Source organism: Streptomyces sp. NPDC003032 (genome assembly GCF_053591415.1).
The window spans coordinates 334226-348196 of record NZ_JBSFTT010000004.1 but is presented as its reverse complement, the minus strand read 5'-3'; the positions used below and the strand labels follow the sequence as shown (position 1 = coordinate 348196).

The window sequence follows — 13971 nt, the reverse complement described above, 5'->3', positions numbered from 1 at the left end:
GCTTGCTACGCTCTTACGGAGGGACTTTCGTGACACGCAAGACGGTGCGCATCGCCATGAACGGCGTCACCGGACGCATGGGCCACCGCCAGCACCTCGTCCGCTCGATCCTCGCCCTCCGCGAACAGGGCGGCCTCGACCTCGGCGACGGCACCGTGCTGTGGCCCGAGCCGGTCCTGGTGGGCCGCCGCGAGCACGCGCTGCGCGCGCTCGCCGACCGGCACGGACTGGAGCACTTCTCCACCGACCTCGACGCCGTCCTCGCCGACCCGACCGTCGACATCTACTTCGACGCGCAGGTCACCTCCGCCCGCGAGGACGCCCTCAAGAAGGCCATCGCCGCGGGCAAGCACATCTACACCGAGAAGCCGACCGCCACCGGCCTGGACGCCGCCCTCGGCCTCGCCCGCCTGGCCAGGGACGCAGGCGTCAAGCACGGCGTCGTCCAGGACAAGCTGTTTCTGCCGGGCCTGCTCAAGCTGAAGCGGCTCATCGACGGCGGCTTCTTCGGCCGGATCCTCTCGGTCCGCGGCGAGTTCGGCTACTGGGTCTTCGAGGGCGACTGGCAGGCCGCCCAGCGCCCCTCCTGGAACTACCGCGCCGAGGACGGCGGCGGCATCGTCGTCGACATGTTCCCGCACTGGGAGTACGTCCTGCACGAGCTGTTCGGCCGCGTACGCACCGTCCAGGCCCTGACCGCCACCCACGTCCCGCAGCGCTGGGACGAGCGCGACAAGCCCTACGACGCCACCGCCGACGACGCCGCGTACGGCGTCTTCGAGCTGGACAGCGGCGTGATCGCGCAGATCAACTCCTCCTGGGCGGTGCGCGTCAACCGCGACGAGCTGGTGGAGTTCCAGGTCGACGGCACGGAAGGGTCGGCGGTCGCGGGGCTGCGCGGCTGCCGCGTACAGCACCGCAGCGCGACACCCAAGCCGGTGTGGAACCCCGATCTGCCCGCCACGCACTCCTTCCGCGACCAGTGGCAGGAGGTGCCCGACAACGGCGAGTTCGACAACGGCTTCAAGGCGCAGTGGCAGCTCTTCCTCAAGCACGTGTACGCCGACGCGCCCTACCACTGGGACCTCCTGGCCGGCGCGCGCGGTGTGCAGCTCGCCGAACTGGGACTGAAGTCCTCCGCCGAGGGCCGCCGCCTCGACGTACCGGAGATCGAGCTGTGAGCGCCGCCCGGACCGGGGACGCCGTCCTGCTCCCCGCCGAGGGAGGCGGCACGCGCGCGTACACCCCGCGCACCGAGCCGCTCCTGACGGCGGCCGGTGGCCCCCCGCTCACCTCGCGCACCGTCTTCTCCGCCGCCCACGTCGTCGCCGACCCCTCCGCGGACGTCTCCCCGGACGGCCCCGCCGCCGTCGACTGGGACGCCACGCTCGCCTTCCGCCGCCACCTCTGGTCACACGGCCTGGGCGTCGCCGAGGCCATGGACACCGCCCAGCGCGGTATGGGCCTGGACTGGACGGGCGCCGCCGAACTCATCCGCCGCTCGGCCGCCGAGGCGAAGACGGCCGGCGGCCGCATCGCGTGCGGCGTCGGCACCGACCAACTGGCCACGCCCGCGAGCCCGACCCAGGTCAGAGAGGCGTACGAGGAGCAGCTCGCCCTCGTCGAATCGGTCGGCGCCCAGGCGATCCTGATGGCGTCGCGCGCCCTCGCCGCGGCCGGCTCACCGGACGACTATCTGGAGACGTACGGCCACCTCCTGCGCCAGGCGAGCGAACCGGTGATCCTGCACTGGCTCGGCCCCATGTTCGACCCCGCCCTGGAGGGCTACTGGGGCTCGGCCGACCTGGACGCGGCGACCGACACCTTCCTGGAGGTCATCGCCGCACACCCCGACAAGGTCGACGGCATCAAGGTGTCGCTCCTGGACGCCGACCGCGAGGTCGCCCTGCGCCGCCGACTCCCGCACGGAGTGCGCTGCTACACCGGCGACGACTTCAACTACCCCGAGCTGATCGCGGGCGACGACCACGGCTTCAGCCACGCGCTGCTCGGCGTCTTCGACCCGCTGGGGCCGCTCGCCGCCGAAGCGGTGCGCATCCTGGACACCGGTGACGTGAAGGCCTTCCGCGCTCTCCTCGACCCCACCGTCGAGCTGTCCCGCCACCTCTTCCAGAACCCCACGCGCTACTACAAGACCGGCGTGGTGTTCCTCGCCTGGCTGGCCGGGCACCAGACACACTTCACGATGGTGGGCGGCCTCCAGTCGGCCCGCTCGCTCCCGCATCTGGCCCGCGCCTACGAACTGGCCGACGGACTCGGCCTGTTCCCCGACCCGTCCCTGGCGGCGTCCCGGATGCGCTCGCTGCTGACCGTCCATGGAGTACCGCAATGAGTACCGCGACGAGCACCCCGCCCCCGCTGTCACGGCTGAGCATCAACCAGCAGACCGTCAAGCAGCTCTCGCTGCCCGAACTCGCCGAAGGATGCGCCAAGGAGGGCATCACCGCGGTCGGCCTGTGGCGCGCCCCGGTCCAGGAGTACGGGGTCGAGCGCGCCGCCCGCCTCATGCGCGAGAGCGGCCTCACGGTCACGAGCCTGTGCCGGGGCGGGTTCTTCACGGACACGGAGGAGACGGCACGCGCGCGTGCCCTGGACGACAACCGCGCGGCGATCGACGAGGCGGCGACACTCGGCACGGACACGCTGGTCCTGGTCTCGGGCGGCCTGCCGCCCGGCAGCCGTGACCTCGCCGGGGCACGGGAGCGCGTCGCGGAGGCCCTCGCGGTCCTCGGGCCCTACGCCGAGGAGTGGGGCGTACGCCTGGCCATCGAACCGCTGCACCCGATGTTCGCCGCGGACCGCTGCGTGGTCTCCACGCTGAGCCAGGCACTCGACCTCGCGGAACGCTTCCCCGCGGACCAGGTGGGCGTGGTCGTGGACACGTACCACGTCTGGTGGGACGACCAGGCGCCCGCGCAGATCGCGCGGGCGGGGGCGGGCGGCCGTCTGCACGCCTTCCAGCTGGCGGACTGGATCACTCCGCTGCCCGCGGGCGTGCTGCTGGGGCGCGGGCAACTGGGCGACGGAAGCGTCGACTTCAGGGCCTTCCGCGCGCTCGTCGAGGCCGCCGGGTACGACGGTCCGATCGAGGTGGAGATCTTCAACGAGGCGCTGTGGGCGCGGGACGGGGGAGAGGTGCTGCGGGAGACGGCGGAGGCTTTCCGCACACATGCGTGACGCGTGACGCGGACGCGTGCGCGGCTCCGGCTGACGGGCAGACAGATAATTTTTGTGCGCCACGCCGTGCAACCCTTCGGCCACCATGCGTGTCGTACTTGACGTCAGGACTTCCCGAGGGGGGATCTGGGGGGATTCCGGGGGAATCGCGGGGTTACTGACAAAGGGGAGGGATGGAAGGGGCCCGGTCGACGGACCGGGCCCCTTCGAGTTTCCACAGGGCCCGTAGTTGTCCACAGGCCGCCCGCGCTGTCGGTGCCGGGCGGTAGCGTCGGATCATGTCCAGTCCAGTTGCAGCGATGGCGGTGCTCGAGGGCGTCCTCGAGCGCATCACGTACGCCAATGAGGAGACCGGTTACACGGTCGCGCGTGTCGACACCGGCCGCGGCGCCGGCGACCTGCTCACCGTCGTCGGCTCGCTGCTCGGCGCCCAGGTCGGCGAGAGCCTGCGGATGCAGGGCCGCTGGGGCTCCCACCCGCAGTACGGCAAGCAGTTCACCGTCGAGAACTACACGACGGTGCTCCCCGCCACCATCCAGGGCATCCGCCGCTATCTCGGGTCCGGCCTCATCAAGGGCATCGGCCCCGTGATGGCCGACCGGATCACCACGCACTTCGGCGTCGACACCCTCGACGTCATCGAGACCGAGCCGAAGCGCCTGGTGGAGGTGCCCGGCCTCGGGCCCAAGCGGACCAAGATGATCGCCGCCGCCTGGGAGGAGCAGAAGGCCATCAAGGAAGTCATGGTCTTCCTCCAAGGCGTCGGCGTCTCCACCTCCATCGCCGTGCGCATCTATAAGAAGTACGGCGACGCGTCGATCTCCATAGTCAAGAACGAGCCGTATCGCCTCGCCGCCGACGTCTGGGGCATCGGCTTCCTCACCGCCGACCGCATCGCCCAGGCCGTCGGCATCCCGCACGACAGCCCGGAGCGCGTCAAGGCCGGTCTTCAGTACGCCCTTTCGCAATCCACCGACCAGGGCAACTGCTATCTGCCCGAGGAGCGCCTCATCACCGACGCGGTGAAGCTGCTCCAGGTCGACACGGGCCTGGTCATCGACTGCCTCGGCGAGCTGGCCGGGGAGGAGGAGGGAGTCGTCCGCGAAGCCCTCCCCGACCCGGACGGCGGCGACGACATCACCGCCGTCTACCTCGTCCCCTTCCACCGGGCGGAACTGTCCCTGGCCGCCCAGCTGTTGCGCCTGCTGAAGACCCCGGACGACCGCATGCCCGGCTTCCGGGACGTCGCCTGGGACAAGGCCCTCGCCTGGCTCGCGGACCGTACGGGCGCCCAGCTCGCCGTCGAGCAGGAAGCGGCGGTCCGGCTCGCGCTGACCCGGAAGGTCGCCGTCCTTACCGGCGGCCCCGGCTGCGGCAAGTCCTTCACGGTCCGCTCCATCGTGGAGCTGGCCCGTGCGAAGAGGGCCAAGGTCGTCCTCGCCGCCCCCACCGGACGCGCCGCCAAGCGCCTCGCCGAACTGACCGGTGCGGAGGCCTCCACGGTGCACCGCCTGCTCGAACTGCGGCCGGGGGGTGACGCGGCGTACGACAAGGAGCGGCCGCTCGACGCCGACCTGATCGTGGTCGACGAGGCCTCGATGCTCGACCTGCTCCTGGCCAACAAACTGGTCAAGGCCGTCCCGCCCGGCGCCCATCTGCTCTTCGTCGGCGACGTCGACCAGCTGCCCAGCGTCGGCGCGGGCGAGGTGCTCCGGGACATGCTCAGTGACGACAGCCCGATCCCCGCGGTCCGCCTCACCCGCATCTTCCGGCAGGCCCAGGAGTCGGGCGTGGTCACCAACGCCCACCGCATCAACTCCGGTGTCCCGCCCCTCACCCAGGGCATGAAGGACTTCTTCCTCTTCGTCGAGGAGGAGACGGAGGACGCGGGCCGCGTCACCGTGGACGTCGCGGCCCACCGCATCCCCCGGAAGTTCGGCCTCGACCCGCGCCGCGACGTCCAGGTCCTCGCCCCCATGCACCGCGGCCCCGCGGGCGCCGGAAACCTCAACGGCCTCCTCCAGCAGGCCATCACGCCGGCCCGGCCCGACCTGCCCGAGAAGCGGTTCGGCGGGCGGGTCTTCCGCGTCGGCGACAAGGTCACCCAGATCCGCAACAACTACGAGAAGGGGCAGAACGGCGTCTTCAACGGCACGGTCGGCGTCGTCACCGCCCTCGACGTCGACGAGCAGCGGCTCACCGTCCTGACCGACGAGGACGAGGAAATCCCGTACGACTTCGACGAACTGGACGAGCTGTCCCACGCGTACGCCGTGACGATCCACCGCTCCCAGGGCAGCGAATATCCGGCCGTGGTGATCCCGGTCACCACAGGCGCCTGGATGATGCTGCAGCGCAACTTGCTCTACACCGCCGTGACACGCGCCAAGAAGCTGGTGGTCCTCGTCGGTTCGCGCAAGGCTCTGGGCCAGGCTGTACGCACGGTCTCCGCGGGCAGGCGCTGCACAGCGCTCGATTTCAGGCTCTCGGGGCGCCGCGGAGAGGGTCCTCGGCGTTTTGATCGATCAAACGAGTCGGAAACGTCACACAGTACTTCCGGAACCGGGGCGAAGGGGGCAGGATGAGCAGGTTGGCGGCACTGAGTGCCGCCAATAGGCCCAATGGTCGACCCCGAGTGCACTCTCCAGGGCCAAATGGGGGATGGTAGAGACAGTCAGGGCACCTCGAAGAAGAGGCACAACGTCGGTGAGGGATGACGTGAGCGACAACTCTGTAGTACTGCGGTACGGCGATGGCGAGTACACCTACCCGGTGATCGATTCGACCGTCGGCGACAAGGGCTTCGACATCGGGAAGCTCCGCTCCCAGACCGGTCTGGTGACCCTGGACAGCGGCTATGGCAATACCGCCGCCTATAAATCCGCCATCACCTATCTCGACGGCGAACAGGGCATCCTCCGGTACCGCGGCTACCCGATCGAGCAGCTGGCCGAGCGCTCCACCTTCACCGAGGTGGCGTACCTGCTGATCAACGGCGAGCTGCCGAAGGTCGACGAGCTCGCGACCTTCAAGAACGAGATCACGCAGCACACGCTGCTGCACGAGGACGTCAAGCGGTTCTACGACGGCTTCCCGCGTGACGCCCACCCGATGGCCATGCTGTCGTCCGTGGTGAGCGCGCTGTCCACGTTCTACCAGGACAGCCACAACCCGTTCGACGAGAAGCAGCGTCATCTGTCGACGATCCGCCTTCTCGCCAAGCTTCCGACGATCGCCGCCTACGCGTACAAGAAGTCGCAGGGCCACCCGGTCGTCTACCCGCGCAACGACCTCGGCTACGTCGAGAACTTCCTGCGCATGACGTTCTCGGTGCCCGCCGCCGAGTACGAGCTGGACCCGGTCGTCGTCGCCGCGCTCGACAAGCTCCTGATCCTGCACGCGGACCACGAGCAGAACTGTTCGACGTCCACCGTGCGTCTGGTCGGCTCCTCGCAGGCGAACATGTTCGCCTCGATCTCGGCCGGCATCTCGGCCCTGTGGGGCCCGCTGCACGGCGGCGCCAACCAGTCGGTCCTGGAGATGCTCGAAGGCATCCAGGCCTCCGGCGGTGACGTCGACACCTTCATCCGCAAGGTGAAGAACAAGGAAGACGGCGTGAAGCTCATGGGCTTCGGGCACCGCGTCTACAAGAACTTCGACCCCCGGGCGAAGATCATCAAGGCGGCGGCGCACGACGTCCTCTCGGCGCTCGGCAAGTCCGACGAGCTGCTCGACATCGCGCTGAAGCTGGAAGAGCACGCGCTGGCCGACGACTACTTCGTCGAGCGGAAGCTCTACCCGAACGTGGACTTCTACACGGGTCTCATCTACCGGGCCATGGGCTTCCCGACGGAGATGTTCACCGTGCTGTTCGCGCTGGGACGTCTTCCGGGCTGGATCGCCCAGTGGCACGAGATGATCAAGGAGCCGGGGTCCCGTATCGGTCGTCCTCGGCAGATCTACACCGGTGAGGTTCTTCGGGACTTCGTCCCGGTCGAGGGTCGCTGACCCCCGGTCAAGCGGAAAGCGCCCCGCCGCCGATCCCCCCACGGGTCGACGGTCGGGGCGCTTCCCTTTTTCCCGGTGCGGATTCCCCCCACGGGATCCGGCCGGGGGTCTGTGGCTGCCCTGCGGTCTGCCGGGACGCGTACGTACGGGAGGGCCGCTCAAAGCTCCCCGGTGCACGTGCCCCGGCAACGCAATTCCAGGAAACATCCCCCAAGATGTCCCCTGATGTCAGACGACGTCCCCCAAGACATCTTCTGGCATCGTCCCATTAGACTCGCGACCCCCCTAGATGGTTACGTTCGGATCACTGTGATCTGCGTCTCTTGCATATGTCCTGTACATACGCAAGGGCCCCGAAATGGGGATACGGAGAGGTCCGTGAGGATGCTGAAACGGATGTGTGAAGAGGTTATGTGAACGTCCGCAGCCGCAGGCTGTTCGTGACCACGAACACCGACGAGAACGCCATCGCGGCGCCCGCGATCATCGGGTTCAGGAGCCCCGCCGCGGCGAGCGGCAGCGCGGCGACGTTGTAGCCGAAGGCCCAGAACAGGTTGCCCTTGATGGTGGCGAGCGTCTTGCGGGAGAGCCTGATGGCGTCGGCCGCGACCCGCAAGTCCCCGCGCACCAGCGTCAGGTCGCTCGCCTCGATCGCCGCGTCCGTGCCCGTGCCCATCGCGAGGCCGAGATCGGCGGTCGCGAGCGCCGCCGCGTCGTTCACCCCGTCCCCCACCATCGCCACGACCCGGCCCTCTGCCCGCAACCGTCGTACGACATCGACCTTGTCCTGCGGCAGGACCTCCGCGTACACGGCGTCGGACGGGATGCCCACCGCGTCCGCCACCGCCCGGGCGACGGCCTCGTTGTCGCCGGTGAGCAGCACCGGCGTCAGGCCGAGCGCGCGCAGCTCGCGCACCGCCTGGGCGCTGGTCCCCTTGAGGGCGTCGGCGACCGTCAGCACGCCGCGCGCGGCGCCGTTCCAGGCGACCAGCACGGCCGTACGTCCCGACACCTCCGCCTCGTCCTTCAGTATGGTCAGCGCGTCCAGGCCGGTGACGCCCGAGTCCGCGAGGAGCCGCTCGCGCCCGGCGAGCACCTCGTGCCCGTCCACCGTGCCGCGCACCCCGAGCCCGGCGACGTTCTCGAACCGCTCCGGCGCGGGCAGCTCCCCGATGGCGGTGCCCAGCCGGTCGGCGGCGCCCGCCGCGACGGCCCGGGCGACCGGGTGCTCGGAGGCGTGCTCCAGGGCGCCGGCGAGGCGCAGCAGCTGCTTCTCGTCGGTGTCTCCGGCGGCGCGGACCTCCGCCAGCTCCATGCGGCCCGTGGTCACCGTCCCCGTCTTGTCCAGGACGACCGTGTCGACGCGGCGCGTGGACTCCAGGACCTCGGGGCCCTTGATGAGGATGCCGAGCTGGGCGCCGCGTCCCGTGCCGACCATCAGGGCCGTGGGCGTGGCCAGGCCGAGCGCGCACGGGCAGGCGATGATCAGGACGGCGACGGCGGCGGTGAACGCGGCGGTCGCATCGCCCGTGACGCCCAGCCAGCCGCCGAGCGTGCCGACGGCGATGAGCAGGACAACCGGCACGAAGACCCCGGCGATCCGGTCGGCGAGGCGCTGCACCCGCGCCTTGCCGGTCTGCGCGTCCTCGACGAGCCGCGCCATGCGCGCCAGCTGCGTGTCGGAGCCGACGCGGGTCGCCCGTACGACGAGACGGCCCGAGGCGTTCACGGTGGCGCCGGTGACGGCGTCGCCCACGCCCACGTCCACCGGCACGGACTCGCCGGTCAGCATCGAGGCGTCGACGGCGGACGCGCCCTCGACGACGGTGCCGTCGGTCGCGACGGTCTCGCCGGGCCGTACGACGAAACGGTCGCCGACGGCCAGCCGGCCGACCGGAATGCGTTCCTCCGTGCCGTCGCGCACCACGGTGACGTCCTTGGCGCCCAGTTCGAGCAGGGCACGCAGGGCCGAGCCGGCCCGCCGCTTGGAACGGGCCTCCAGCCAGCGCCCGAGCAGGATGAACGTGATGACGCCCGATGCCACTTCGAGATAAATCGTCGAGGCGCCCGCCCCGGGCGAGGCGGTGAAGCCGAAGCCGTGCCGCATCCCGGGCATGCCCGCGTCCCCGAGGAACAGTGCCCACAGCGACCAGCCGAACGCGGCGAGCGTGCCGACCGAGACGAGCGTGTCCATGGTCGCGGCGCCGTGCCGGAGGTTGGTGAACGCCGCCCGGTGGAAGGGCAGACCGCCCCAGACGACGACGGGTGCGGCGAGCGTCAGCGAGAGCCACTGCCAGTTGTCGAACTGGAGGGCGGGGACCATCGCGAGCAGCACGACGGGCAGGGACAGGAGGGCGGAGACGGTCAGGCGCTGCCGCAGGGTGTCGGGCTCGGTGATGTCCGCGGTGGTCGGCGCGGGGGCGGGGCCGGTCTCGGGCTCCGGTGGCGGCGGGACGATCTCCTCGGCGGTGTAGCCCAGCTTCTCGACCAGGGCGATGAGCTGGGGGACCTCGACTCCGTCGGCGTACGTGACCTTCGCCTTCTCGGTGGTGAGGTTGACCGAGGCGGTCACGCCCTCCAGGCGGTTCAGCTTCTTCTCGATGCGGGACGAGCAGGAGGCGCAGGTCATTCCGCCGACGGCGAGTTCGACTTCGGAGACTTCGGTCATGGCTCTTTCGTACTACTTCTGGCTACGTCTGTGGCTGGTGGGACGGCGGCGGGCCCTGTGGTGCCGGTGTCGGCACCACAGGGCCCGGGTTGCCCGGCAGGCCGCCCCTCAGGCCTTGACGCCGACGAGTTCGTAGCCCGCCTCGTCGACCGCGGCGCGCACCGCGGCCTCGTCCAGCGGCGCCTCGGAGACCACGGTCACCTGGCCGGTGGCGGAGACGGCCTTGACGGAGGTGACGCCCGCGATCTCCGAGATCTCGCCGGAGACGGCGCCCTCGCAGTGGCCACAGGTCATCCCCGTTACCTCGTACACCGTGGTGACGGCACCCTGCGGCGCCTCGGCGGCGCCGTCGGAGTGGCAGGAACCGCTGGGGGAGCAGCAGGAGCCGGTCGTCTCGGACGCGGCCTGCGGGAGCTCGGTCTGGGCGCTCATGTCGTTCTCCTCGGGGAGGCGTGTGTACGTATGCGACGTAATGTGCAGGAGGGATCCCGGGAGTACCCGGGACCTCCTGACACTCACCACACTATACCCCTGGGGGGTACTTCTCAACGGGACCGGGGCGTGCCGCCCTCAGTCCCTGCGTCCGCGGTTGCCCGGGCGGGCCGCCACCCAGGCGCGGACCGTGTCGGCGTACCAGTAGGGCTTGCCGCCCTCCACGTGGTCGGGGTCCGGCAGCAGACCGTGCTTGCGGTAGGAGCGCACGGTGTCCGGCTGTACGCGGATGTGCGCGGCGATTTCCTTGTACGACCAGAGCCTGCGGTCGGTCATGGGTGCACCTCCCTGCGCGCGCCCGGGGCGACTCCGGAGGAGCCGACGGGGGAGCCGGGCGCTGCGCGCGGCAATCACTGAGCCTGTGCCCGGTGAACGACGCACAGTGACCGGTGCGGGGTGCTTGTCGACGGCCTGTGACGTAAGCCTCACGGAGATGAGACATGTGTGACAGGAAGGGCCGGTCTGTAACAAAAGCGACGCATGGGTCGGCGGGGCGCGGGGCTTCGCGGATACGGCCTAGGCCCCGCAGGAGTGCAGAAAGGCGCGGGTGCGCCGGGCGATCGGCAGGGGCTTGTCCGGCGGACAGGGGTACATGTCCTGCTCCACGATGGCGAACAGCTCGACGCCGAGCCGCTGCGCCGCGGCGAGGACGGGCTCCAGCGCGGGAACCCCCGCGGGCGGCTCGCACATCACGCCGCGCGCCACCGCGGGCCCGAACGGCACCTCGTCCGCCCGCACCGCGGCGAGGATCTCCGGGTCGACCTGCTTGAGGTGCAGATAGCCGACGCGTTCGCCGTACGTCTCGATGAGCTTGACGCTGTCCCCGCCGCAGTAGGCGTAGTGGCCGGTGTCCAGGCAGAGCGAGACGAGGTCGGGGTCGGTGGCGTCGAGGAAGCGGGTGACGTTCTCCTCGGTGTCGATGTGCGTGTCCGCGTGCGGATGGACGACGACCTGGAGGCCGTAGCGCTCGCGGACCTCGTGGGCCAGGCGCTCGGTCTGGGCGGTCAGTTCACGCCATTGCGCGGGCGTCAGGACGCGGTCCTCCAGGACCTCGCCGGTCTTGTCGTCGCGCCAGAAGGAGGGGATGACGACGAGGTGTTCCGCGCCCATGGCCCGGGTGAGCGCGGCGATGCCGGCGACGTGCGCCCATGTCTTCTCCCAGACGGCGGGCCCGTGGTGCAGGCCCGTGAAGACCGTGCCCGCGGAGACCTTCAGACCGCGACGGGCCGTCTCGTCGGCGAGTTCGGCGGGGTCGGTGGGCAGATAGCCGTACGGGCCGAGCTCGATCCACTCGTACCCGGACCCGGCGACCTCGTCGAGGAAGCGGCGCCAGGGGACCTGTCGGGAGTCCTCGGGAAACCACACGCCCCACGAGTCGGGCGCCGAACCGATCCGGATGCGAGACAGCGTCGTCATGTCGGCCAGCCTCCCGGCCGCCTCGGAAGAGTGTCAAGGAGTGGTCCGAATGTAAGGACAAAATGTTGACAGGGTTCCTGGAGCGGGATTAGACCTGGGGCAGCGCCGCCGCCGCCGAGAGGGAGTGCAGGGTGACAGATCCGACCGATCCGGCTGATCCGGCCGATCCGGCAACAGACCCGACAGATCCGTACGACGTCATCACCATGGGGCGGATCGGGGTCGATCTCTATCCGCTGCAGAGCGGCGTGCCCCTCGACGAGGTCACCACGTTCGGGAAGTTCCTCGGCGGGTCGGCCAGCAACGTCGCCGTCGCCGCGGCACGACTCGGGCGCCGCACCGCCGTCATCACACGCACCGGCGAGGACCCCTTCGGGACCTATCTGCACCGGGCGCTGCGGGAGCTCGGCGTCGACGACCGCTGGGTGAGCGGGGTCGCGGGGCTGCCGACGCCGGTGACGTTCTGCGAGGTCTTTCCGCCGGACGACTTCCCGCTGTACTTCTACCGGCTGCCCAAGGCGCCCGACCTGGAGATGTACGAGCATGAACTCGACCTGGGCGCGATCGCGGCGGCGCGGGTCTTCTGGATGACGGGGACGGGGCTCTGCGCGGAGCCGAGTCGTTCGGCGACGCTGGCGGCGTTGGCCGCGCGGTCGGCCGGTGTCACGGTCTTCGATCTGGACTGGCGGCCCACTCTTTGGACGGACACAGCCCGGCCGGACCCGGCCGAGGCGCGGCTCCACTATGCCGCCGCCCTCGCGCATGCCACGGTCGCCGTCGGCAACCTCGACGAGGTCGAGATCGCCACGGGGTCACGTGAACCGCTTGTCGCCGCGCGGGCGTTGCTCGACGCCGGGGTCGAGCTCGCCGTCGTCAAGCAGGGTCCCGAAGGAGTGCTCGCGATGAACCGCGCGGGGGAGTGCGCGCAGGTGCCGCCGCTGCCGGTGAAGGTACTCAACGGGCTCGGTGCGGGGGACGCCTTTGGCGGGGCGCTGTGCCATGGGCTGCTCGCGGGGTGGGAGTTGGAGCGGGTCATGCGGTACGCCAACGCGGCGGGGGCGATTGTCGCTTCGCGGTTGGAGTGTTCGTCCGCCATGCCGTTTTCTGGCGAGGTCGCCTCGGCGATGGAAGCGGGGGGTGTTCTGTGAGCCCCCGCCGTGCGCACCGCCCACGGGGCTCCGCCCCGGACCCCGCTCCTCAAACGCCGGAGGGGCTGAACTTGGCCGCGGCTGCCCGCTCGCCGGAGGGGCTGGATGTGGGCGCGGCTGCCCGTTCGTCGGAAGGGCTCGCGTCTGTCGATATCGCTGCCCTCACCCATACCCGCGCCCACCACCCCGAAGCCATCGCCGAAGCCGCCGCGCGGCGGGGGCGGCGGGGGCTGCTCGAGGGGGGAGGGCGGTTGATGATCATCGCTGCGGATCATCCGGCGCGTGGCTCTCTCGGCGTCGGTGGAAACCCCCTCGCCATGGCCAACCGCCGGGACCTCCTCACGCGGCTCTGTCTCGCGCTGTCGCGGCCCGGGGTCGACGGCGTGCTCGCCACCGCCGACATCCTGGAGGACCTGCTGCTCCTCGGCGCCTTGGACGGCAAGGTCGTCATGGGGTCGATGAACCGCGGGGGGCTCGCGGGGGCCGCCTTCGAGTTGGACGACCGGTTCACCGGGTACCGGCCCGAGGACCTCGGGCGCCTCGGCTTCGACGCGGGCAAACTGCTGCTCCGCGTCGACTACGACGACCCGGGGTCGCTGACCACCCTGCACTCCGCCGCGCGCGCCGTCGACGCCATGGCCGAGCGCCGGCTGCCGGTCTTCGTCGAGCCGTTCCTGACCCGCCGCCGCGACGGCGGGGGGCCGCCCCGCAACGACCTGAGCGCCGAGGCCGTCATCACGTCCATCGCCATCGCCTCGGGGCTCGGCGGGACATCGGCGTACACCTGGCTGAAGGTCCCCGTCACCGAGAACCCCGACGACATGGCCCGCGTCATGGAGACGTCCACCCTGCCGGCCGTGCTGCTCGGAGGGGACATCGGGGACGATCAGGACGCCGCCTACGAGAAGTGGCGCGGCGCCCTGCAACTGCCCACCGTGCGGGGACTCGTCATCGGCAGGGCCCTGCTCTATCCGCCCGACGGGGACGTGGCGGGGGCGGTCGACACCGCCGTAGGACTGTTCTAGCGGGACCTATAGGTAC

At 70.5% G+C, this 13971-nt stretch carries 11 protein-coding genes; 7 read left to right on the top strand and 4 right to left on the bottom strand.

Translation table 11 applies throughout. The features are described 5' to 3' along the window. The first annotated feature begins 29 nt into the window (after window positions 1-29). The 5 genes from ACWDZ7_RS08155 (at window position 30) to ACWDZ7_RS08135 (ending at window position 7206) form a co-directional block, all read left to right on the top strand. Window positions 30-1181, top strand: a complete 1152-nt coding sequence (locus ACWDZ7_RS08155) for a Gfo/Idh/MocA family protein (RefSeq protein WP_451795828.1) — start codon at window positions 30-32, stop codon at window positions 1179-1181. Next, entirely contained in the window at window positions 1178-2353 is a 1176-nt protein-coding gene (locus tag ACWDZ7_RS08150; RefSeq protein WP_451795826.1) for a dihydrodipicolinate synthase family protein, read from the top strand. The genes ACWDZ7_RS08155 and ACWDZ7_RS08150 overlap by 4 nt, the downstream gene beginning before the upstream one ends. Next, a complete protein-coding gene (locus ACWDZ7_RS08145; protein WP_451795825.1) occupies window positions 2350-3198 on the top strand; it encodes a sugar phosphate isomerase/epimerase family protein in 849 nt (282 codons plus the stop codon). Before ACWDZ7_RS08150 ends, ACWDZ7_RS08145 begins: the two co-directional genes overlap by 4 nt. A gap of 299 nt (window positions 3199-3497) precedes the next feature. Then, window positions 3498-5783 (top strand): SF1B family DNA helicase RecD2, encoded by a 2286-nt coding sequence (recD2, locus tag ACWDZ7_RS08140; protein WP_451795930.1) that lies wholly within the window; start codon window positions 3498-3500, stop codon window positions 5781-5783. A 133-nt stretch (window positions 5784-5916) separates the two neighbouring features. Next, complete coding sequence (locus ACWDZ7_RS08135; RefSeq protein ID WP_451515712.1) at window positions 5917-7206, top strand: citrate synthase; 1290 nt, start codon at window positions 5917-5919, stop codon at window positions 7204-7206. Between the two features lie 409 nt (window positions 7207-7615). Here ACWDZ7_RS08135 and ACWDZ7_RS08130 read toward each other — a convergent pair whose 3' ends face one another. The 4 genes from ACWDZ7_RS08130 to ACWDZ7_RS08115 all read right to left on the bottom strand — a co-directional run bounded on the left by ACWDZ7_RS08130 (window position 7616) and on the right by ACWDZ7_RS08115 (window position 11782). Then, complete coding sequence (locus tag ACWDZ7_RS08130; protein WP_451795823.1) at window positions 7616-9874, bottom strand: heavy metal translocating P-type ATPase; 2259 nt, start codon at window positions 9872-9874, stop codon at window positions 7616-7618. Between the two features lie 108 nt (window positions 9875-9982). Continuing rightward, a complete protein-coding gene (locus tag ACWDZ7_RS08125) occupies window positions 9983-10306 on the bottom strand; it encodes a heavy-metal-associated domain-containing protein (RefSeq protein ID WP_451518084.1) in 324 nt (107 codons plus the stop codon). A 138-nt stretch (window positions 10307-10444) separates the two neighbouring features. Then, entirely contained in the window at window positions 10445-10642 is a 198-nt protein-coding gene (locus ACWDZ7_RS08120) for a MerR family transcriptional regulator (protein ID WP_055564500.1), read from the bottom strand. A 240-nt stretch (window positions 10643-10882) separates the two neighbouring features. Continuing rightward, entirely contained in the window at window positions 10883-11782 is a 900-nt protein-coding gene (locus ACWDZ7_RS08115) for a sugar phosphate isomerase/epimerase family protein (RefSeq protein WP_451795821.1), read from the bottom strand. A 206-nt stretch (window positions 11783-11988) separates the two neighbouring features. Between ACWDZ7_RS08115 and iolC the strand changes: the two genes are divergently transcribed. Then, window positions 11989-12930 carry a 5-dehydro-2-deoxygluconokinase gene (gene iolC, locus ACWDZ7_RS08110; RefSeq protein WP_451795929.1) on the top strand — a complete coding sequence of 314 codons (942 nt, stop codon included), beginning with the start codon at window positions 11989-11991 and terminating at the stop codon, window positions 12928-12930. A gap of 152 nt (window positions 12931-13082) precedes the next feature. Beyond that, on the top strand, window positions 13083-13955 hold the full coding sequence (locus tag ACWDZ7_RS08105; protein WP_451795928.1) for a Cgl0159 family (beta/alpha)8-fold protein: 873 nt from the start codon (window positions 13083-13085) through the stop codon (window positions 13953-13955). Window positions 13956-13971: the final 16 nt, after the last annotated feature.